Annotated in this window: 16 protein-coding genes and 1 pseudogene; 7 read left to right on the top strand and 10 right to left on the bottom strand. The window is 53.3% G+C overall.

Annotated features, from left to right (window positions below):
- Positions 1-6 precede the first annotated feature (6 nt).
- Positions 7-1659 carry a hydroxylamine reductase gene (hcp, locus tag ABU190_RS09545; protein WP_110295643.1) on the bottom strand — a complete coding sequence of 551 codons (1653 nt, stop codon included), beginning with the start codon at positions 1657-1659 and terminating at the stop codon, positions 7-9.
- Between the two features lie 329 nt (positions 1660-1988).
- Positions 1989-2684: an aquaporin Z gene (gene aqpZ, locus ABU190_RS09540; protein WP_354691146.1), complete on the bottom strand. Its 696-nt coding sequence runs from the start codon at positions 2682-2684 to the stop codon at positions 1989-1991.
- A gap of 348 nt (positions 2685-3032) precedes the next feature.
- On the opposite strand from aqpZ, the gene ABU190_RS09535 reads away from it, so the two are divergent.
- Positions 3033-4691, top strand: a complete 1659-nt coding sequence (locus tag ABU190_RS09535; protein ID WP_354691145.1) for an ATP-dependent endonuclease — start codon at positions 3033-3035, stop codon at positions 4689-4691.
- Here ABU190_RS09535 and ABU190_RS09530 read toward each other — a convergent pair.
- On the bottom strand, positions 4688-5554 hold the full coding sequence (locus tag ABU190_RS09530; RefSeq protein ID WP_354691144.1) for a VirK/YbjX family protein: 867 nt from the start codon (positions 5552-5554) through the stop codon (positions 4688-4690). The genes ABU190_RS09535 and ABU190_RS09530 overlap by 4 nt on opposite strands.
- A 249-nt stretch (positions 5555-5803) precedes the next feature.
- Here ABU190_RS09530 and macA point away from each other — a divergent pair, with 249 nt between their 5' ends.
- Complete coding sequence (gene macA / locus ABU190_RS09525) at positions 5804-6919, top strand: macrolide transporter subunit MacA (protein WP_071196079.1); 1116 nt, start codon at positions 5804-5806, stop codon at positions 6917-6919.
- Positions 6916-8859, top strand: a complete 1944-nt coding sequence (macB, locus tag ABU190_RS09520) for a macrolide ABC transporter ATP-binding protein/permease MacB (protein ID WP_354691143.1) — start codon at positions 6916-6918, stop codon at positions 8857-8859. Before macA ends, macB begins: the two co-directional genes overlap by 4 nt.
- Positions 8860-8924: 65 nt before the next feature.
- On the opposite strand, the gene cspD is transcribed toward macB, so the two are convergent.
- Entirely contained in the window at positions 8925-9146 is a 222-nt protein-coding gene (cspD, locus tag ABU190_RS09515) for a cold shock-like protein CspD (RefSeq protein ID WP_039078525.1), read from the bottom strand.
- A 327-nt stretch (positions 9147-9473) separates the two neighbouring features.
- On the opposite strand from cspD, the gene clpS reads away from it, so the two are divergent.
- Both clpS and clpA read left to right on the top strand, forming a co-directional pair.
- The gene (gene clpS / locus ABU190_RS09510; RefSeq protein WP_039078526.1) at positions 9474-9794 is read left to right on the top strand and encodes an ATP-dependent Clp protease adapter ClpS; all 321 of its coding nucleotides are present in this window, start codon (positions 9474-9476) and stop codon (positions 9792-9794) included.
- A gap of 30 nt (positions 9795-9824) precedes the next feature.
- Positions 9825-12104, top strand: a complete 2280-nt coding sequence (clpA, locus tag ABU190_RS09505) for an ATP-dependent Clp protease ATP-binding subunit ClpA (protein ID WP_039078527.1) — start codon at positions 9825-9827, stop codon at positions 12102-12104.
- A gap of 170 nt (positions 12105-12274) precedes the next feature.
- On the opposite strand, the gene infA is transcribed toward clpA, so the two are convergent.
- The 6 genes and pseudogenes from infA to trxB all read right to left on the bottom strand — a co-directional run bounded on the left by infA (position 12275) and on the right by trxB (position 18164).
- On the bottom strand, positions 12275-12493 hold the full coding sequence (infA, locus tag ABU190_RS09500; protein ID WP_001040187.1) for a translation initiation factor IF-1: 219 nt from the start codon (positions 12491-12493) through the stop codon (positions 12275-12277).
- Positions 12421-12576, bottom strand: a pseudogene (locus ABU190_RS09495) (hypothetical protein); the annotation flags it as partial. The pseudogene ABU190_RS09495 and the gene infA, both read right to left, overlap by 73 nt.
- A 205-nt stretch (positions 12577-12781) precedes the next feature.
- A complete protein-coding gene (gene aat / locus ABU190_RS09490; protein ID WP_354691142.1) occupies positions 12782-13483 on the bottom strand; it encodes a leucyl/phenylalanyl-tRNA--protein transferase in 702 nt (233 codons plus the stop codon).
- A 111-nt stretch (positions 13484-13594) separates the two neighbouring features.
- The gene (gene cydC / locus ABU190_RS09485) at positions 13595-15316 is read right to left on the bottom strand and encodes a cysteine/glutathione ABC transporter ATP-binding protein/permease CydC (protein WP_354691141.1); all 1722 of its coding nucleotides are present in this window, start codon (positions 15314-15316) and stop codon (positions 13595-13597) included.
- Positions 15317-17083 (bottom strand): cysteine/glutathione ABC transporter permease/ATP-binding protein CydD, encoded by a 1767-nt coding sequence (gene cydD / locus ABU190_RS09480; RefSeq protein WP_354691140.1) that lies wholly within the window; start codon positions 17081-17083, stop codon positions 15317-15319.
- Positions 17084-17198: 115 nt separating this feature from the next.
- Positions 17199-18164, bottom strand: a complete 966-nt coding sequence (gene trxB / locus ABU190_RS09475) for a thioredoxin-disulfide reductase (RefSeq protein WP_039078531.1) — start codon at positions 18162-18164, stop codon at positions 17199-17201.
- Between the two features lie 553 nt (positions 18165-18717).
- Between trxB and lrp the strand changes: the two genes are divergently transcribed.
- On the top strand, positions 18718-19212 hold the full coding sequence (lrp, locus tag ABU190_RS09470; protein WP_000228469.1) for a leucine-responsive transcriptional regulator Lrp: 495 nt from the start codon (positions 18718-18720) through the stop codon (positions 19210-19212).
- Positions 19213-19322: 110 nt separating this feature from the next.
- Positions 19323-22979 carry a DNA translocase FtsK 4TM domain-containing protein gene (locus ABU190_RS09465; protein ID WP_354691139.1) on the top strand — a complete coding sequence of 1219 codons (3657 nt, stop codon included), beginning with the start codon at positions 19323-19325 and terminating at the stop codon, positions 22977-22979.
- The last annotated feature ends 21 nt before the right edge of the window (positions 22980-23000 follow it).

The raw sequence follows: 23000 nt of genomic DNA, 5'->3' as shown, positions 1-23000 counted from the left end.
TACTCCTTACGCGCCCAGTAACTGCTGCATATCCTGTTCTACGGTCGTGATTGAACGCAGACCGAATTTCTCATTCAGTACTGCCAGCAGATCTGGCGTCAGGAAGCCAGGCGCCGTTGGGCCGGTCACGATATTGGTAACGCCGAGCGAGAGCAGGGTCAGCAGAATCACAATCGCTTTCTGTTCAAACCAGGAAAGCACCAGTGACAGCGGCAGATCGTTCACGCCACAGCCCAGTTTCTCTGCCAGCGTGACGGCAAGAATAATGGCCGAGTAGGCGTCGTTACACTGACCGGCATCCACCAGACGTGGCAGACCTTCGATATTGCCGAAGTCCAGCTTGTTAAAGCGGTATTTACCGCACGCCAGGGTCAGGATCAGGCAGTCATCCGGTACGCTGGTGGCGAAGTCGGTAAAGTAGTTACGTTCACCGCGCGCGCCATCACAGCCGCCAAGCAGGAAGATATGACGCAGTTTTTCACGGCTCACCAGATCAATCAGAGTATCGGCTGCACCGAGCAGCGTCTGACGGCCAAAACCAACGGTGATCAGGTGCTCGATTTCGCTGTACGGGAAGCCTGCCAGTTGTTGTGCCTGATCGATAACGCGGGTGAAGTCATCGCCTTCCAGATGATTAACACCCGGCCAGCCGACGATGCTGCGCGTCCAGATACGGTCATCATAGGAACCGACAGTCGGATCGATGATGCAGTTAGAGGTCATCACGATGGGGCCCGGGAAGCGGGCAAATTCAACCTGCTGGTTCTGCCAGCCGCTGCCGTAGTTACCTACCAGATGTTTATATTTACGCAGTTCCGGGTAGCCGTGGGCTGGCAGCATTTCACCATGGGTATAGACGTTAACACCCGTGCCTTCGGTCTGCTGCAGCAGGTTATGCAGGTCTTTCAGATCGTGACCGGAAATCAGGATACATTTACCGGCAACCGCTTTTACGTTGACCTGAGTCGGCGTCGGGTGACCGTAGGCGGTGGTTTCGCCCGCATCCAGGATGCTCATCACTTTAAAGTTCATCTGACCGATTTCCATCGAGCAGTTGAGCAGGGCGTTCATATCAGCAGGCCAGGTACCCAGCCACGCCATAATTTTATGGTACTGGGCGTAAATCTCATTGTCGTACTGGCCGAGTACGTGGGCGTGCTCCATATAGGCTGCGGCCCCTTTCAGGCCGTACAGGCACAGCAGGCGCAGGCCGAGAATATTTTCACCGATAACCGCTTTATCAATATTCGGTGTGAAGGCTGCCGCCTGACGCTGCAAATCGCCCAGGTCGTCGCTGACCAGTTGCAGTTCTGCCATCGGGTTATCAACCGTGGCTGCCGGATCTTTGCTCAGGCACTGTGCTTTTAAGGCTTCACGGTAGGCAATCGCTTCACGCGCATAACCAACGATACGCACGGAATCGAAGTTGACGTTGGTCAGCGTAGAGAAGAAGGCGCGCGGGGCAAAGTTGTCGATGTCATGAACGATAATGCCGTATTCACGCGCTTTGCTGGCCCAGGCTGACAGCCCTTGCAGCGCGGCGATCAGCAGATCCTGCAGGTCCGATGTTTCGGCCGTTTTGCCGCACATACCCTGCGCATAAGCGCAGCCATCACCAGCCGGGGTACGGATGGTCTGTTCACATTGCACACAAAACATAGTCACACCTTATAAATTAAAGTTATATTTGAAATGCATGTTTAAGATTATGCTGCTCCCGAAAGGCTTAAAAGATGTTTTTTATGCAATGTGCAGAGAGATTGATTTAGCGCAATTTTAAGGCCGTCAGTCTACCGCTTAGGGGGTAAATGAGAGAGCATTTAATAATAAAGAGAATTATTAGCAATACTGGTAGAGGCGAAAATACCGGCGTCTCCCTTAAATGAAAAACGCCGGTTGCCGCTTAGAGGCAGAAGGAATGTTCGGAGTAACTGACAACGTAAAACGAAGAGATAAAATAAACCAATAGCCTATGGGCTTAATTCGAATTAATCACGTTTTTCCAGCAGAGTGCGATACAACATACCCCCAAGGATGCCGCCAATAATTGGCATGACCCAAAATAGCCATAATTGATTTAGCGCCCAGCCACCCTGAAAGAGTGCCACTGCAGTGCTACGTGCCGGGTTTACGGAGGTATTTGTAACAGGGATACTGATCAAATGTATCAGCGTTAAAGCAAGACCAATGGCAATGGGGGCAAAACCAGCAGGTGCATATTTATCCGTCGCGCCGAGAATAACTAACAGGAAGCCACAAGTCAGAACAACTTCAATTATGATGGCTGAGGTCATGGAATATTGACCAGGAGAATGGTCACCGTAGCCATTTGACGCAAAGCCGCTGGCGGCAGCATCAAAGCCCGCTTTACCGCTGGCAATCAGGTATAGCACACCGGCAGCAATTATCCCGCCTGCCAGTTGCGCAATAATATAGCCGATAATCTCTTTTGCCGGGAAACGACCACCCGCCCATAATCCCAGGGTTACAGCGGGATTAAAATGTCCACCAGAAATATGCCCGACAGCGTAAGCCATCGTTAATACGGTTAAACCAAATGCCAGCGCTACGCCAACAAAACCAATTCCCAGTTCAGGGAATGCCGCAGCGAATACCGCGCTCCCGCAACCACCAAATACCAGCCAGAATGTACCAAAACATTCCGCCGCTAATTTTCTAAACATAATATCCTCAATAAAAATCTACATCCTGTGAAGACAGCCAAAAACATTTTTCTGGCTGCTGTGTCACTATTTTAGAAATAATGACGCGTGAGGACCAGCCAAATAAATGGCTTAAATTTGATTTAAGGCAAAATGATGATAATAGCCTTTCAATGAACGAAGAAACGCAGCAGGAAATTATTTCGAATGAAATAAGCCATGCGCTAAAAAATTAAACCATAAGCGCGTCGATACGCTGGCTCACATTCAAAGATGCTTAATCTATGATAAATACGGTTTTTTGCCCCGTTTCATGCCGCTATACTTGAGCTAACTTAATGGAAAAAAGACATATTTCCCGGAGGGGCTATGATTCTGGAGCGCGTAGAGATTGTCGGGTTTCGCGGTATCAATCGGCTATCGCTGATGCTGGAACAAACCAACGTCCTGATCGGGGAAAATGCCTGGGGTAAATCAAGCCTGCTGGATGCGCTGACGCTGTTACTCTCGCCGGAGACAGATTTATATCATTTTGTACGTGAAGATTTTTGGTTTCCGCCGGGAGACATTCAGGGGCGGGAACACCATCTGCACATTATCCTGACATTTCGTGAATCCGAACCGGGGCGATACCGTACACGCCGTTATCGACCGCTTCAGCCCTGCTGGGTGCCCAGCGATGACGGCTATCAACGTCTGTTTTACCGTCTGGAAGGGGAACTGGCGCAAGATGAGAGCGTAATGACGCTACGAAGCTTTCTTGATGCCCAGGGGCACCCGTTGATACTCGACGATATTGATGACCTGGCGCGCCATCTTATCCGCCTGATGCCGGTGCTGCGTCTGCGTGATGCGCGTTTTATGCGACGTATCCGTAATGGTTCGCTGCCGCAGACGCTGGAAGTGGAAGCAACCGCGCGTCAGCTTGATTTTCTCTCACGGGAACTGGTGACCCATCCGCAAAACCTGACCGACGGGCAAATTCGCCACGGGCTGTCAGCCATGGTGCAACTGCTGGAGCACTATTTTGCTGAACAGGGCAGCGGTCCATCCCATCAGCGCCTGATGCGCCGTCGCTCTCACGATGAGCAGCGTAGCTGGCGTTACCTCGATATCATTAACCGTATGATCGATAAACCCGGCGGCCGTATGTACCGGGTCATTCTGTTAGGCTTTTTTGCGACGTTGTTACAGGCCAAAGGGACAGTGCGCCTGGATCGCGACGCCCGACCGCTTCTGTTGGTTGAAGATCCGGAAACACGACTGCACCCCATTATGCTTTCCGTCGCCTGGCAATTACTCAACTTGCTGCCGTTACAGCAAATCACGACCACTAACTCAGGAGAACTGCTTTCGCTCACCCCGGTTGAGCATGTATGCCGCCTTGTGAGGGAGTCCTCACGGGTTGCTGCATGGCGGCTGGGGCCGGGCGGCATGAACGCAGAGGAGGGGCGGCGTATTGCCTTCCATATTCGTTTTAACCGCGCATCGGCGCTGTTTGCCCGCTGTTGGCTTCTGGTAGAAGGGGAAACGGAGACCTGGGTGATTAACGAGCTGGCACGGCAGTGCGGGCACCATTTCGACGCGGAAGGGATTAAGGTTATTGAATTTGCCCAGTCCGGGTTAAAGCCCTTGATCAAATTCGCCAGACGCATGGGCATTGAATGGCATGTGCTGGTCGACGGGGATGAAGCGGGCAAAAAATATGCGGCAACGGTACGCGGTCTGCTGAACGAGGAACGTGACCAGGTGCGTGAGCACTTAACCGAACTGCCGGCGCTGGACATGGAGCATTTTATGTTTCGCGAGGGGTTTGACGAGGTGTATCGCCGTGTGGCGCAGTTGCCTGAAAATGTGCCGATGAATATGCGGCGTATCATTATCAAAGCGATTCATCGTTCGTCGAAACCCGACTTAGCTATTGAAGTCGCGATGGAAGCGGGGCGGCGGGGCGTGGAGTCGGTGCCATTACTTCTACGTAAGATGTTCTCCCGCGTACTCTGGCTGGCGCGCGGGAGAGCGGATTAGCGGTGTAAAATCTGACGCATCTGGTTTTGCAGTGAATCCAGTAAATCATAGCGGCGGCGGTACTCCGCGCGTTTTTTACTGGCAATCTCTTCCATGGTTTTTCGCGCAATCAACATTGGCAGGCGGAAGGTTCCCTCGGCGGTGCGTTCGCCGCTGAGGGATTCCCAGAAGCTGTCGTAGTCGGCGTGCAACTTGTCCTGTTTTTTCTTGCGGTAGCGCCAGCTTTGGTAAATATGCGTGTCATTACTGACAGCGATAATCTGTTCAATATCCAGATATGATGCCAGCTCTGTACAGGCCTCCAGCAGCAGGCGCTTAGGAAATAAGCCGTGGCAACTCTTGGTTGCGGCCTGGATAAGCTCATGAGGAATATTCGCTTTTGCGCCCTGTAAGCCACCGATAAACAGCGTGCGTTTCCCCTGATGCAGGCACAGCGCGAAGGTCATTCCCGCCAGTTGGGTATGCTGTTCATCGCAGAAAACCAGTGTCGCTTCACCTTCTTTGTCCTGCATCGGGTCCGTATAAAAACGGATAGTGTACTGCTCCCCATTCTTGCCGGTTAATTCGGCAAAGGTAACGCCCTGCGGCGTAAAAAAGCTTGAGCGTACCTCGGTGGGTAACTGCGCACAAAGGGTTTTGTAATGATAATCGAGCGCGGCGAGTGTTTTTTTCTCGTCGAAGGTTAATGACAGCCACGGGCGATGTAATCGGCAAGGCAAACCCGGTTGGGCATTAAGAATAAGCAATAAATCCGGGTGCTGTGCCAGGCTGGATAGCAGTTTCGCGGTACCGAGAGGTTTGAACAACGAACGCAGCAGAAATTTTCGCCGATAAGAGGGATTTTTCCATGCAAGGCCTGGCATTAATTTGCCGCTGGCAAGATGACAAAAAAGTTGCCAGCCTGTTTTTGCACAGAGTACGGGGGAAGTGATTCCAGCGATAGTGGACATGACACAAACTCGAAATTGTAATCGTAGTGCCGATATTTCAACAAAAGGTGCCTCAACGCGGGATAAATGGATTATGTGAAAAGAGAGAAGATTAGGTTTCGTTGAGCAATTGTTTAATGAATACTGGCATCAATAGAGTCAGTTTGGATATCTGGAAAAGTTATGAATTTGAAGGGAAGAAGTCGAAAAATCTGGCTGGTGCTGATAGTACTGATCGTACTGGCGGCGATATGGCTCTTTAAGCAGTTGAATGCGCCAGTGCCTCACTATCAAACCTTGATCGTTCGCCCAGGCGAATTGCAGCAGAGCGTGCTGGCGACCGGTAAGCTGGATGCTTTGCGCAAAGTTGATGTTGGCGCTCAGGTCAGCGGGCAGCTCAAAACGCTGTCGGTGAACATCGGTGATAAAGTTAAAAAAGATCAACTGCTCGGCGTTATCGATCCGGAACAGGCAACAAACCAGATCAAGGAAGTGGAAGCGACCCTGATGGAGTTGCGTGCGCAACGTCGTCAGGCTCAGGCTGAGCGCAAACTGGCAGCGGTCACGCTCACACGCCAGCAACAACTGGCTAAAACGCATCTTATCTCGCGTCAGGACCTGGACACGGCGATTACCGACCTGGCGGTTAAAGAGGCGCAAATTGGCACAATAGATGCCCAGATTCAGCGTAATCAGGCGACGCTCGACACGGCGAAAGCCAATTTTGATTACACCCGCATTGTTGCGCCTATGGCGGGCGAGGTGACGGAAATCACCACGTTACAGGGCCAGACGGTCATTGCCGCTCAGCAGGCTCCGAATATTCTGACCCTGGCCGATATGAGTACCATGTTGGTGAAAGCGCAGGTATCCGAGGCTGATGTCATCCACCTCAAGCCGGGACAAAAGGCCTGGTTTACCGTGCTGGGTGACCCGGACACCCGTTATGAAGGCAAACTTAAGGATATTCTCCCCACGCCGCAGAAAGTGAATGACGCCATTTTTTACTATGCGCGTTTTGAGGTGCCTAACCCGCAAGGCATTCTTCGTCTGGAAATGACGGCGCAGGTACATATTCAGCTAACGGGTGTGAAAAATGTCCTTACTGTGCCGCTTGCCGCGTTAGGCGATCCGGTGGGTGATAACCGCTACAAAGTGAAAGTGCTACGTAACGGTGAAGTGCGCGATCGTGAAGTGACGCTGGGTGCCCGCAATGATACTGATGCTGAGGTGACAAAAGGGCTGGATGCCGGAGAGGAGGTGGTCATTTCGGAAATCAAACCAGGGGCTAATAAATGACGGCGCTGCTCGAACTTAAAGGTATTCGCCGTAGTTATCCTTCCGGTGACGGGCAGGTGGACGTTCTTAAAGGCATCACCCTTGATATCCATGCCGGTGAGATGGTGGCGATTGTCGGGGCTTCCGGGTCCGGCAAATCGACATTAATGAATATCCTGGGTTGCCTGGATAAGCCGACCAGTGGCAGCTATCGGGTTGCAGGGATTGATATTGCAACGCTCGATGGCGATGCGCTGGCCAGGCTACGCCGGGAACACTTCGGTTTCATCTTTCAACGCTATCACCTGTTGTCGCATCTTACGGCCGCGCAGAACGTCGAAGTTCCCGCCGTTTATGCGGGTGTTGACCGTAAGGCACGTCTGGCGCGGGCAAAGGAGTTGCTGGCGCGACTGGGATTAGATGAACGGATGGAATATCCGCCGTCGCAGCTCTCAGGTGGGCAACAGCAGCGCGTTAGTATCGCGCGCGCCCTGATGAACGGCGGGCAGGTTATCCTTGCTGACGAACCTACCGGCGCACTGGATAGCCATTCGGGTGAAGAGGTGATGGCTATCCTGCATCAGCTTCGCGATCGCGGCCACACGGTCATTATCGTCACCCACGATGCGGACATTGCCGCACAGGCTGAAAGAGTTATCGAAATCCGCGATGGCGAGATAATTAATAATCCTCCCTCTACGAAGCACGACAACGCGCCGAAGACTATGAGTGCAGGGACGGAACCCGGCAACTGGCGACAATTCTCCGGGCGTTTCCAGGAAGCGCTGATGATGGCGTGGCGGGCGATGGCGGCAAATAAGATGCGTACCTTGCTCACCATGCTCGGCATCATTATTGGCATTGCCTCGGTGGTGTCGATTGTGGTGGTGGGGGATGCCGCTAAACAACTGGTACTGGCTGATATTCGGGCCATTGGCACCAACACCATTGATGTCTACCCCGGTAAAGATTTCGGCGATGACGACCCGCAGTATCAACAGGCGCTGAAATACGACGATATGGTTGCCATCCAAAAGCAGCCATGGGTGCGCTCGGCCACACCATCTGTCTCGCAAAACGTGCGCCTGCGCAGTGGAAATATTGATGTGGCGGCCAGCGCGAATGGCGTTAGCGGTCAGTATTTCAACGTCTATGGCATGACCTTTAGCGAAGGGAATACGTTCAACAGCGAGCAGGAAAAAGGACGGGCACAGGTGGTGGTTCTCGACAGCAATACGCGTCGCCAGCTCTTCCCGAACAAAGCGCAGGTTACAGGTGAAGTGATTCTGGTGGGAAATATGCCCGCCACGGTGATTGGTGTGGCCGAAGAGAAGCAGTCAATGTTTGGCAGCAGTAAGATTTTGCGCGTCTGGCTACCATATCCCACGCTCTCGGCGCGCGTTCTGGGTCAATCCTGGTTGAACTCTATTACCGTGCGTGTCAATGAAGGCTACAGCAGTGAGCAGGCGGAGCAGCAGCTTACGCGGTTGCTGTCATTACGCCACGGCAAAAAGGATTTCTTCACCTGGAATATGGACGGTGTATTGAAAACGGCAGAAAAGACCACACGTACTCTTCAGCTGTTTTTAACGTTGGTTGCGGTAATCTCACTTCTGGTTGGCGGTATTGGTGTAATGAATATTATGCTGGTATCAGTAACGGAACGAACCCGAGAGATTGGTATCCGCATGGCGGTGGGGGCCAGGGCGAGCGATGTACTGGCGCAGTTTTTGATTGAAGCCGTGCTGGTATGCCTGGTGGGGGGCGCGCTGGGTGTGGCGCTCTCGATGGCTATCGCTTTCACGCTACAATTGTTCCTGCCGGGTTGGGAGATAGGCTTTTCGCCAGTTGCGCTATTGACGGCCTTTATCTGCTCAACCTTTACTGGCGTGCTGTTTGGCTGGTTGCCAGCCCGCAGCGCGGCGCGACTGGACCCGGTGGATGCGCTGGCTCGCGAGTAAATAAAAATGCCAGTCGACTGGACTGGCATTTTAACTGCGGCATGTACACAATGAAGAAAGCGCCGTCAGGCGACGGCTTCTGCTTCTACGGGCACGATGAGACTGGCATGATTGCCTTTAGGGCCCTGATGTACATCAAACCGGACGGTTTGCCCGGCTTTTAGCGTTCTGTAACCATCCATCTGAATGGTGGAGTAATGTGCGAAGATATCTTCGCCGCCGCCTTCGGGGCAAATGAAACCAAACCCTTTGGCATTATTGAACCACTTAACAGTACCCGTTTCCATGCTTCGACATCCTTCGTAAATCTTATTTAAGTAAGATGGAATGAACCGGTGGCAGAGTGTGGGTTTGTTCAAAACCTCGCCAACTCTCGCCTGTACAATTTAGAGAAATCAGGCATCGCGTCAAGCGTTTGGCAGGGGTTATGCGGGGTGCATCAATCAAAAATTTGAAGCAGTTAACGCTATTGGAGGGGTTTGTGACAGCCGTCGCGGATGACAACGATAGATGATAGTTATCTAACACCTGATGTAGATTAAAAATACATCTAGACTCATGTAATCGGCCGATTGATTTGGGTCGGGACCTGTAACCTAAGATGAAAACTGACGATGGGCAAGACCAATAACTGGCTGGATTTTGACCACCTGGCGGATGAAAAACTGCGTGACGCGCTAAAGCCGCCATCCATGTATAAAGTTATGTTAATGAACGATGATTACACGCCAATGGAATTTGTTATTGACGTGCTACAAAAGTTCTTTTCTTATGATGTAGAACGTGCAACGCAATTGATGCTGACTGTGCACTATCGTGGAAAGGCAATTTGTGGTGTTTTCACCGCAGAAGTCGCGGAAACGAAGGTGTCGATGGTAAATAAATATGCCAGGGAAAACGAACATCCGTTGTTGTGTACGCTGGAAAGAGCCTGAATGCAGGCATAAAACTTGGGGGAGGTGCCAATGCTCAATCAAGAACTGGAACTCAGTTTAAACATGGCTTTCGCCAGAGCGCGTGAGCACCGACATGAGTTTATGACCGTCGAACACCTGTTACTGGCATTGCTCAGTAACCCCTCGGCCCGCGAAGCGCTGGAAGCGTGTTCTGTGGACCTGGTGGCGTTGCGACAGGAACTCGAAGCCTTCATCGAACAAACCACACCCGTCCTGCCGATGAGTGAAGAGGAGCGCGATACTCAACCGACGCTCAGCTTCCAGCGTGTCTTACAGCGCGCGGTGTTTCACGTTCAGTCCTCCGGTCGTAGCGAAGTTTCCGGGGCGAACGTGCTGGTTGCCATTTTCAGCGAGCAGGAGTCGCAAGCGGCTTATCTGCTACGCAAACATGAAGTGAGCCGCCTTGACGTGGTTAACTTCATCTCTCACGGCACGCGCAAAGACGAGCCGGGACAATCCTCTTCTGATTCAAGCAGTCAGGCGAATAATGAAGAGCAAGCAGGCGGGGAGGAACGTATGGAAAACTTCACCACCAATCTCAATCAGCTTGCTCGTGTCGGCGGTATTGACCCGTTGATTGGGCGTGACAAAGAGCTTGAGCGCACTGTTCAGGTTCTCTGCCGTCGCCGTAAAAATAACCCGCTGTTGGTGGGGGAATCCGGTGTCGGTAAAACGGCGATTGCCGAAGGTCTGGCATGGCGTATTGTGCAGGGTGACGTGCCTGAAATTATGGCCGATTGCACCGTCTATTCGCTGGATATCGGTTCTCTGCTGGCGGGCACCAAATACCGCGGTGACTTTGAGAAGCGTTTCAAAGCGCTGTTGAAACAGCTTGAGCAGGACAGCAACAGCATTCTGTTTATCGACGAAATCCACACCATTATCGGTGCGGGTGCCGCGTCGGGTGGACAGGTGGATGCCGCTAACCTGATCAAACCGTTGCTCTCCAGCGGTAAGATTCGCGTGATGGGGTCGACGACCTATCAGGAATTCAGCAACATTTTTGAGAAAGACCGTGCGCTGGCGCGTCGTTTCCAGAAAATTGATATTACTGAACCTTCTGTCGAAGAGACTGTACAGATTATCAATGGCCTGAAACCGAAATACGAAGCACACCACGACGTGCGCTATACCGCGAAAGCGGTGCGTGCGGCGGTGGAACTGGCGGTGAAATACATCAACGATCGTCATCTGCCGGATAAAGCGATTGATGTGATTGACGAAGCAGGCGCGCGTGCACGACTGATGCCCGTCAGCAAGCGTAAAAAAACCATCAATGTGGCGGATATCGAATCGGTGGTGGCCCGCATCGCGCGTATTCCTGAGAAGAGTGTGTCGCAAAGCGATCGCGATACGCTGAAAAATCTCGGCGATCGTCTGAAAATGCTGGTCTTTGGACAGGATAAAGCCATTGAGGCATTAACCGAAGCCATCAAGATGAGCCGTGCGGGTCTGGGCCACGATCATAAGCCGGTCGGTTCCTTCCTGTTTGCCGGTCCTACCGGGGTCGGGAAAACCGAGGTGACGGTCCAGCTTTCCAAAGCGCTGGGTATCGAACTGCTGCGTTTTGATATGTCCGAATATATGGAGCGTCATACCGTCAGCCGTTTGATTGGTGCGCCTCCAGGATATGTCGGCTTTGATCAGGGCGGCTTACTGACGGATGCGGTCATTAAACATCCTCATGCGGTCCTGCTGCTTGATGAGATCGAGAAAGCGCATCCTGACGTCTTTAACCTGCTGTTGCAGGTCATGGATAACGGTACGCTGACCGATAACAACGGGCGCAAAGCGGATTTCCGCAATGTGGTGCTGGTGATGACCACCAACGCCGGGGTGCGTGAAACCGAACGTAAATCGATTGGTCTTATCCACCAGGATAACAGTACCGATGCGATGGAAGAGATCAAAAAGATCTTTACGCCGGAGTTCCGCAACCGTCTGGACAACATCATCTGGTTCGATCACTTGTCGACTGAGGTGATCCATCAGGTGGTCGACAAATTTATCGTCGAGCTCCAGGTGCAGTTGGATCAGAAAGGCGTGTCTCTGGAAGTCAGTCAGGATGCCCGCAACTGGCTGGCAGAAAAAGGCTATGATCGTGCGATGGGGGCACGTCCAATGGGACGCGTCATCCAGGATAACCTGAAAAAACCGCTCGCCAATGAACTGCTGTTTGGTTCGCTGGTTGATGGCGGCCAGGTAACGGTAACGCTGGATAAAGAGAAAGATGAGCTGAAATATGACTTCCAGAGTGCGCAAAAGCACAAACCGGAAGCCGCACATTAATCTCACCGCCTGAAATAAAAAACCGGACTGATGTCCGGTTTTTTTATGCGTAGCATACTGGTGTTGATATTGGCAACATCCCCGGAAAGCGGGGCGCATCGTATTCGGAAACGAAAAAAGCCGGACTGCGCGTCCGGCTCTCAAATTCTTGCACGTGCGTGCTTCAATAATTAACGGCTACGGAAGACAATGCGGCCTTTGCTCAGGTCGTACGGGGTCAGCTCAACTGTCACTTTGTCGCCCGTCAGAATGCGGATGTAGTTTTTACGCATTTTACCGGAGATATGCGCAGTGACCACGTGACCGTTTTCCAGTTCTACGCGGAACATAGTATTAGGCAACGTTTCCAGAACGGTGCCCTGCATTTCAATATTGTCTTCTTTGGCCATCTAATCCTCGGGGGTATCACTACCATATTTTTTTGAACCGGCAAGATAATGCCGAAGTTCGTCTGTTAAGTAAAGATTTGTGCGATAAAACGCAGCAAAGCGGCTTTTGCGCATTACCCTCACGCCACACTCACGGCACGCAATATGCGCAACGTGTAAAGGGGAACGAAGAAGGAAATGAAGGACGTCCCTGATACAAGCTTTCCCGAATGGTGGCGGGGTAACAGGCAGAAGCTGCTCTGAGCGTCCATTATAACACCCTGATAAAAAATGTGCCGAAAACATTCATCAGGCGGGTAAAAACAGTTCTCTGGGGACCCAGAAATGGGAAGGGAGTTTTTGCAAACGGAGCTCTCTAAGCCATTCAAGGTACTCGCGCCGCGGAATTTCCACGGCGCCCAGCGAGGCGGTATGCGAGTTCAGCACCTGGCAATCAATCAATTGACCCCCATCGCGAGCGAAGGCGTGGCTGAACACCATTAACGCGGTTTTGGATGCGTTAACGCGGCGGCTGAACATCGACTCGCCGCAAAACAATCTCCCCTGCGATACGCCATACATGCCACCGACCAGTTCATCCTCCTCCCAGACTTCAATTGAATGGGCATGTCCTAACTCATGCAGTCGGTGATAAGCCAGCACCACATCCGGTGTGATCCAGGTTCCCTCATCACGATCTTCTGTGCAGCCGTCGATTACCCGCCCAAAGGCATGATTGACCGTAACACGATAGGGGGAGGATTTGTGAAAACGCTTCATGCTACGACTGACATGAAACTCTGCCGGCCACAGCACGGCACGTGGATCTGGCGACCACCAGAGAATGGGATCGCCTGGCGAAAACCACGGGAAGATACCGCGTTGATACGCCATCAGGAGACGGGCAGGGCTAAGATCCCCACCCAGTGCCAACAAGCCATTTGGTTCACGCAACGCCGCTTCCGGCGAAGGGAACGCAAGGGTATGACGAGACAGCTGGACCAGGCGCATGACACAACGCTCCACAACGCAACAAGGAATACCCCATATATATCGTCACTTCCGGCACAGCACTTTAGAATCATCCCTCAACGGGAGGCTGAAAATGACGACATCCATAGACTACAGACGTTGCTTAAACTGGTAGTATCGACCCTGTTTTGCCATTAACGCTGCGTGATTACCTTGCTCAATTATTTGCCCGTTGTCCATCACAATTATCTGATCAAATCGGCTCAGTCCACGCAGGCGATGTGTCACCATGAGCACGGTTTTTTCCTGCATCACTTCCTCAAGTAACTCAAGGATTTGGCTCTCCGTGGCAGCATCGAGCCCCTCGGTCGGCTCATCCAGCAGGACCAGCGGCGCATCGTGCAATAACGCTCGTGCGATAGCCAGACGGCGAAGCTCACCGCCGGACAGTTGACGACCGCCTTCACCCAGCCAGGCATTCAGGCCGCTGTCATCGAGTAATTTCTCAAGGCCCGTGCGGGTAAGTACAGCAGCCAGCGCCTCATCAGTTGCCTGCGGGGCGGCCAACAGCAGGTTATCGCGCAGCGTTGCGCTGAACAAATGCACACGTTGCGGTACCATACTGATACTCGCGCGTAGCGCCGTTTCCCCATATTGAGTCAGTGGCACTCCGTTGAGTAATACCTCGCCGTGCTGCGGGTCCCAGGCACGCGTTAATAGCTGTAGCAGCGTTGATTTACCACACCCTGTACGCCCCAGCACAGCAACATGCTCGCCAGCGGCAATAGACAGGCTAATGCCATCCAGCGCCTTTTGCGGTTGCTCAGGGTAGCTAAATGAGATGTCCTGCAGGTTGACATTGACCGCAGTGGGGGCCATCACTGAGGTTTGCGGGAACTGCACTTCCGGCGGACAGTCGGTAATTTGCGTAATCCGTATCGCAGAGGCGATAACTTGTCCAAGATGTTGGAATGCACCGGTAACCGGGGCCAGCGCTTCAAAAGCCGCTAAAGCACAGAACACGAAAAGGGCAATAAGCGCACCTGGTTGCGTGTTATCGCCCACGCCGCCAGCGGCGAACCACAGCATGGTCAGCACTGCAATCGCGCCAATCAGTAACATCACTGCCTGGGACGCGGCGGTCAGATCGGACTGGCGACGCTGGGCGTCATGCCAGCTTAGTTCCGTATTTTCCATCTGTTCGCGGTAGCGCTGGCTGGCGCCGAAAATCGTGAGTTCCGCCTGGCCCTGTAGCCAGGTGGTTAACTGCTGACGGTATTGTCCGCGAAGTTGAGTCAGATTTTCGCCGGTGGGTTTCCCGGCACGATAAAAGAGCGGCGGCAGGACGATCAGCGTAGCCAGCATAATTCCACCCAGCATCAGCGCCAGTGGGACATCCAGTACGCTTAGCCCGACGGTGACCACAACAATCACCACAAGAGCGCCAACAAGAGGTGAAATCACGCGCAGATATAAGTGATCAAGCGTGTCGACATCCGCAACCACGCGATTGAGTAACTCTCCCTGGCGAAAACGTGACAGGCCGGCAGGAGAGAGCGGCAGCAGTTTGCTGAATGTAGTGACGCGCAAATGTTGCAGCACGCGGAAGGTTGCATCGTGGCTGACCAGCCGCTCAAAATAGCGCCCGGCGGTACGGGTAATCGCGGCACCGCGAACCCCCGCAGCCGGGAGCATGTAATTAAAGCTGTAGAGTCCGGCGGCGCCGACCACCGCAGATGCTGATAAAAACCATCCGGACAATGTCAGCAGGCCGATACTAGCCAGCAGTGTGACAATCGCAAGGATCACACCCAGCAACAGCAACCAGAAGTGGCGTTTATACAGAGCGAGATAGGGCAGAAGTGCGCGCATTTAAATGTCCTCCTGGCGATGGGCGAGGAGCGCGGCAAAGGCTCCCTGCGCTGTGGAGAGTTCCGCGAAAGTCCCCTGTTCGATGATTTTTCCGTCATCCATGACCCATATGGCGCTCCAGTCGACCAGCCCTTCTAACTGATGTGTCACCATCAGCGTTGTCTGGTTCAGTGAGGCATCATTAAGCGCTTGCATCACGCGCTGTTCACTGTGCGCGTCAAGGCTGGCGGCGGGTTCATCGAGCATCAATAGCTGGCATCGGTTAAGCAGGGCGCGGGCAACCGCAACGCGCTGGGCCTGGCCTACGGAAAGACGCGTTCCCTGATCGCCACAAGCTGTTTCCAGCCCTTGTGGTAAGAGCGGTAAAAATTCGCTCACCCAGGCTTTATCCAATACGGCCTGCAATTCAGCGGCGCTGGCATCCGGGCGAGACAGGAGGATATTTTCCCGTAATGTGGTGGCCGGAAGTTGCGGGTTTTGCCCGACCCAACTGATAAGCTGACGCCAGCTCTCCGGGTTCAGGTCTCGTAACTCAATGTCATTTATCCGCAGGGAGCCCTCATACGGCAGGAACCCGGAAAGGGCATTCACCAGCGAACTCTTACCGGAGCCGCTTTTCCCCACCAGCACCACGCGCTGACCGGCTGGCAGCGTAAAGTTCAGTGGCCCGGCAAGGACGCTGCCTTCTGGCGATTTGAGAACCAGATCTTCCGCTGTGATGCTCACCGCCTCATCCGCTTTCAGCACGATCTCGCCACGCTGCGGATGGGCAAGTGGCGCTTCCATAAAGGTTTTCAGGCTGTCGGCGGCACCAATAGCCTGGGCTTTCGCGTGATAGAACGTCCCCAGGTCGCGCAGCGGCTGGAAGAACTCCGGAGCCAGAATCAGGGCCAGGAAACCGGCAAACAGCGTTACGCCCGTGCCGTAATGGCCAAAATTGAGTTCGCCCAGGTAAGAGAAGCCAAAATAGACGGCCACCAGAGCGATGGACAACGAGGTGAAAAATTCAAGCACGCCGGAGGAGAGAAACGCCATACGCAGGACTTCCATCGTACGGCTGCGAAAATCCTCTGAGGCCTGACGAATATTTTCTGTCTCCGCTGCGCCACGATCGAAGATACGCAGCGTCTCCATGCCGCGTAAGCGGTCAAGGAAATGGCCGCTCAGGCGCGCCAGTGCTTTGAAGTTGCGTCGGTTTGCATCGGCTGCGCCCATCCCCACCATCGCCATAAAGATCGGAATGAGCGGCGCGGTTGCCAGCAGAATCAAGGCTGCGGCCCAGTTAACTGGAAAGAGGGTAATGAGAATCAGCAACGGTACGCTGGCTGCCAGTGCCATCTGAGGCAGATAACGTGCATAAAAATCATGCATATCGTCGATTTGCTCGAGGATAAGCGTAGCCCAACTGCCTGCGGGCTTACCCTGAATCCACGCTGGACCAGCTTGCTGCAACCTGTCGAGCACCTGACGGCGTATTTCGAAACGGATGTGGACGCCGGCATGAAAACCGACGCGCTCACGCAACCAGACGACCCAACTGCGCAAAACAAAAATCAGCACCAACAAGGCAAAAGGCAGCAGCAATGCTTCGCGCGGGATATTTTCCATAATCATATGATTCAGGATTTTGGCGAGTATCCAGGCCTGAGCAACGATAAGAACGCCACTCGCCACGCCCAGCAGGCGAGACATCATAAGCCAGCGACGGGAAATGACACTTTGCTGTTTTAACCAGCGGGTTAACTCTTGTTGACGGGTTTTATTCATTGCGCGCTTTGCAGGTGAAGTTATCGGAATTTTTGAGCTTCGCAATGTTACATCGGCGCAAAAATAAAGGCGACTTATAGTCGCCTTATTTACCTTTGTTACTGAGTTGTAACGTTTATTTACTTTGTGCTAACCCATCAAGGTAACGTTCTGCATCCAGTGCCGCCATACAGCCGGTACCGGCCGAGGTGATTGCCTGACGATAGATATGATCCATCACATCACCCGCAGCGAAAACGCCTGGAATACTGGTCTGGGTGGCATTGCCATGAATACCTGACTGTACTTTGATGTAGCCATTTTCCAGTTCAAGTTGACCATCAAAAATGGCGGTGTTCGGGCTGTGTCCAATAGCGACAAACAGGCCGGCGACATCCAGTGATTCAATATTATCCGCATTTTCGGTATCGCGAATACGCAGACCGCTAACACCCATCTGATCGCCCGTCACCTCTTCCAGGGTGCGGTTGGTGTGCAGCACGATATTGCCACTGGCCACTTTATCCATCAGACGTTTAATCAGGATTTTCTCCGCGCGGAAAGAATCACGACGGTGAATCAGGTGTACCTCAGAGGCGATGTTTGCCAGGTACAGTGCTTCTTCAACGGCAGTATTACCCCCACCGATGACCGCGACTTTCTGATTGCGATAGAAGAAACCATCGCAGGTGGCGCAGGCAGAAACACCGCGGCCTTTAAATGCTTCCTCAGATGGCAGACCCAAATAACGCGCGGAGGCACCGGTGGCGATAATCAACGCATCACAGGTATATTCGCCGCTATCACCGATAAGACGGAACGGACGGTTTTGCAGATCAACTTTATTGATATGATCGAACAAAATTTCGGTATCAAATTTTGCGGCATGTTCATGCATGCGCTCCATCAGGAGCGGACCGGTCAGATCGTGCGGGTCGCCTGGCCAGTTTTCCACCTCAGTGGTCGTGGTGAGCTGACCGCCTTTCTCCATACCGGTAATTAACACCGGCTCCAGGTTTGCACGTGCAGCATAGACCGCAGCGGTGTATCCCGCAGGCCCTGAACCAAGGATAAGCAGCTTACTGTGTTTGGCCGTACCCATGAGATCCTCATTATTGTTTGGCAGACATTGGGCTGGATTGTAGGGAATTTGCAGGCGTAAAAAAAGGGCACAGCGGTTTTGTTAACGATATGTGTAATAGATGGCATTAATCATTTAACGCTGAGTGAGATCCTAAATATAACAATTTCTACTGAAAAACGGGCCGTTATAAGGTGATTAAATGAGTATCGCCTAAGGGGGATGATGAATATCTGGCATGTTGTACTAAAAAAAGATGTTTTGCTTTGACAATCCCCTGCGCATTTGCGAAAACATCAAAGGAAGAAAAAAAGCAGTGTTTCGCGCGTGATGCAAATTCATGCATGTAAATACCATTTTTACCGGGCTAGCGAAATCTACGCATGGCGTGGACAGACGCCATTCGTGATGTCGATAGCTGCCGTATGGCAACGGACTTCTTAATGCAGACCCTGGGATTACATGCGGCGTTATCGTTATTAACCCGCACGTAAAGCGACGGGCAAAGACCCTGAACAGTGAAGTGCACAGGGTCAAGACAGGAGTAGGGAAGGAATACAGAGAGACAATAATAATGGTAGATAGCAAGAAGCGCCCTGGCAAAGATCTCGACCGCATTGATCGTAATATTCTGAACGAATTGCAAAAAGATGGGCGTATTTCCAACGTCGAGCTTTCTAAACGAGTGGGACTTTCTCCTACGCCGTGCCTTGAGCGCGTGCGCAGGCTGGAAAGACAGGGCTTCATTCAGGGCTATACAGCGCTGCTGAACCCGCATTATCTGGATGCATCACTTCTGGTATTTGTTGAGATTACTCTGAATCGTGGCGCCCCGGATGTGTTTGAGCAATTTAACGCCGCAGTACAAAAACTTGAAGAAATTCAAGAGTGTCATTTGGTGTCCGGTGATTTCGACTACCTGTTGAAAACACGTGTGCCGGATATGTCTGCTTATCGCAAACTGCTAGGGGAAACCCTGCTGCGACTGCCGGGCGTGAATGACACCCGTACTTATGTGGTGATGGAAGAAGTCAAACAGAGCAACCGTCTGGTTATCAAGACGCGCTAATACGGAACAGGTGCAAAATCAGCTTTTTTTGATTACACTCCTGTTAATCCATACAGCAACAGTGCCGGGGTGACCCGGCGCTGTTGTCCGTTTTAGCTGGAGAGCCTTACTTGAGCCAGGAATACACAGAAGACAAAGAAGTCACACTAACCAAGCTAAGCAGCGGGCGTCGACTCCTTGAGGCGTTGCTGATCCTTGTTTCTCTGTTTGCCGTCTGGTTAATGGCGGCCCTCATTAGTTTTAATCCTTCCGATCCCAGTTGGTCGCAAACCGCGTGGCATGAACCCATACATAATCTGGGTGGCGCGCCGGGAGCGTGGCTTGCGGATACGTTATTCTTCATTTTTGGTGTAATGGCTTACACCCTGCCGGTGATTATCATCGGTGGTTGCTGGTTTGCTTATCGACATCGTGCCAATGAAGACTTTATTGATTATTTCGCCGTTTCATTACGTCTTATTGGCGCGTTGGCGCTAATCCTGACCTCTTGCGGTCTGGCGGCTATCAACGCTGACGATATCTGGTATTTCGCCTCAGGCGGCGTCATCGGTAGTTTGCTGAGCACAACATTGCAACCATTGCTGCATAGCAGCGGGGGCACCATCGCCTTGTTGTGTGTCTGGGCTGCCGGGCTCACGCTGTTTACTGGCTGGTCCTGGGTGACCATTGCTGAAAAACTCGGTGGCATTATCCTCGGTATTCTCACCTTCGCCAGTAATCGCACGCGCCGTGACGATACCTGGGTTGATGAAGAGGAATACGAGGAAGAAGAGGAGTACGACGACGAGCCCGCCGCCCCGCGCGAATCGCGTCGTGCCCGTATTCTGCGTGGAGCACTGGCGCGCCGTAAACGCGTCGCGGAGAAATTCGCCAACCCACTTGGCCGTAAAACCGACGCAGCATTGTTCTCCGGAAAGCGGATGGATGATGATGAAGAGGATATTGCTTACAGTGCCCGCGGTGTCGCAGCAGATGCTGATGATGTCCTGTTTTCTGGCCATAGAGCCACACAGCCGGATATCGACGCTTACGATCCGCTGTTAAGCGGGCAACGCGTAGCCGAACCTGTTTCAGCCGCCGCTGCAGCCATGACGGCGGCACAGGCGTATGCTGCGCCAGCCAGCCCTGTGGTCCAGCCTCCGGTGGAAACGCCGCCGTGGCAGCCAGCTTCTGGCGACTATGCGGCACAATATGAGCCAGAGCCCGAGCAGGTTCCGCTTTCGCATTACGCCGCGCCTGCACAGAATAATGAGTGGCAGCCGGAAGCGCCGCCTGTTGCACCACAGCCGCAAGCATATCAGGCGTGGCAAGAGTCTCAATACGAAGAGCCCGCGCCGGAGATTGAGCCGGAAGTAGTAGAAGAGGTGAAGCAGACGCGCCCGCCACTTTACTATTTTGAAGAGGTTGAAGCCCAGCGAGCACGTGAGCGTGAACAGCTTGCCGCCTGGTATCAGCCCATCCCGGAGCCGGTACAAGAGCCGACGCGTCCGGTCGCGCCAGCAATGCCTTCTGTTCCTGCTGCGCCGACAACGCCTGTTGAACCCAGCGTTGTGCCGACAGTCGCGCCTGTTGCTGCAGGCGCGAAAGATGTCGCTGCGACAGCGGCAGTGGCTACTGCGCCGGTGTTTAGTCTTGCCGATGGCGGTGCTGCTCGTCCGCAGGTGAAAGAGGGCATTGGACCACAACTGCCGCGCCCGAACCGTGTCCGCGTGCCTACACGTCGTGAACTGGCGTCCTATGGCATCAAACTGCCCTCGCAGCGCATGGCAGAAGAGCGCGCGCGTGAAGCCGGGCGCCAACAAAATGGTGCGCTGGATGATGACGATGCCGACATGCTACAACAACACGAGTTGGCGCAACAGTTCGCGACCAGTCAGCAGAACCGCTATGGCGAGGAGTATCAGCACGATACGACAGCACCCATTCTTGATGACGATGAGGCCGAAGAGGCTGAACTGGCACGTCAGTTTGCCGCCACCCAGCAGCAGCGCTATTCCGGTGAACAGCCGACAGGTGCTCATGCCTTTTCAGTTGATGATTTTGCATTCTCGCCGTTTAAAGCGCTGGTGGATGATGGCCCTGGCGAGCCATTGTTTACGCCCGGCGTGATGCCAGAAGCTGAACAGCCAACGCAGCAGCCTGCTGTAAATTATTCTGCTCCGTCTTCCGCGCCTGTCCATGCGCAACCTGCAGCGGCCAGACCACAAGCACCTGCGCCCCAGGAAAGCCTGATTCATCCGCTGTTGATGCGTAACGGTGACAGCCGCCCGTTGCCAAAACCGACGACACTACTGCCTTCGCTGGATTTGCTGACGCCACCGCCGGCTGAGGTTGAGCCGGTTGATACTTTCGCGCTGGAGCAAATGGCTCGTCTGGTGGAAGCGCGCCTGGCCGATTTCCGTATCAAAGCTGACGTGGTGAACTACTCTCCGGGTCCGGTGATTACACGTTTTGAACTGAACCTGGCGCCGGGCGTGAAGGCGGCGCGAATTTCTAACCTGTCGCGTGACCTGGCGCGTTCCCTGTCGACCGCGGCGGTTCGTGTTGTAGAAGTGATTCCGGGTAAACCTTACGTTGGTCTGGAGTTACCGAACAAAAAGCGTCAGACCGTCTATCTCCGCGAAGTGCTGGACTGCGCGAAATTCCGCGAAAGCCCGTCGCCTTTGACCGTCGTGTTGGGCAACGATATCGGTGGCGAGCCGGTGATTGCTGATTTGGCCAAAATGCCCCATCTGTTAGTTGCGGGGACCACGGGTTCTGGTAAATCCGTTGGGGTTAACGCCATGATCCTCAGCATGCTCTACAAAGCGCAGCCGGAAGACGTGAAATTCATCATGATCGACCCGAAAATGCTGGAGCTTTCCGTGTACGAAGGTATTCCGCATTTGCTGACTGAGGTGGTCACCGACATGAAAGACGCTGCCAACGCATTGCGCTGGAGCGTTAATGAGATGGAACGCCGGTACAAACTGATGTCGGCGCTTGGCGTGCGTAATCTCGCGGGTTATAACGAAAAAATCGCCGAAGCGGCGAAAATGGGCCGCCCAATCCCGGATCCATACTGGAAACCGGGTGACAGCATGGCGATTGACCATCCGGTGCTGGAAAAACTGCCGTACATCGTCGTGCTGGTCGATGAATTTGCCGACCTGATGATGACCGTAGGTAAAAAGGTCGAAGAGTTGATTGCCCGCCTGGCGCAGAAAGCGCGTGCTGCGGGTATTCACCTGGTGCTGGCGACGCAGCGTCCTTCTGTTGACGTTATCACCGGTCTGATTAAAGCCAACATCCCGACCCGTATTGCTTTTACCGTATCGAGCAAAATCGACTCCCGTACCATCCTTGACCAGGGCGGTGCAGAATCACTGCTGGGGATGGGGGATATGCTTTATTCAGGGCCAAACTCGACAATGCCGGTACGTGTCCATGGTGCGTTTGTGCGTGACCAGGAAGTGCATGCCGTGGTGCAGGACTGGAAAGCGCGCGGTCGTCCGCAATACGTTGACGGTATTACCTCCGATAGCGAAAGCGAAGGGGGCGGCGGCGGTGGTTTTGACGGCGGTGAAGAGCTGGATCCGTTATTCGACCAGGCGGTTAATTTCGTCACCGAGAAACGCAAGGCTTCCATCTCTGGCGTACAGCGTCAATTCCGTATCGGTTATAACCGCGCGGCGCGTATCATTGAGCAGATGGAAGCGCAGGGCATCGTCAGCGAGCAGGGGCACAATGGCAACCGTGAGGTGTTAGCGCCTCCGCCGTTCGAGTGATTGCAAAGATCGGTAAAGCCG

Source organism: Phytobacter sp. RSE-02, from assembly GCF_040578655.1.
GTDB classification, from domain to species: Bacteria; Pseudomonadota; Gammaproteobacteria; order Enterobacterales; family Enterobacteriaceae; genus Phytobacter; species Phytobacter diazotrophicus.
This window is presented reverse-complemented; position numbering and strand designations above follow the sequence as displayed.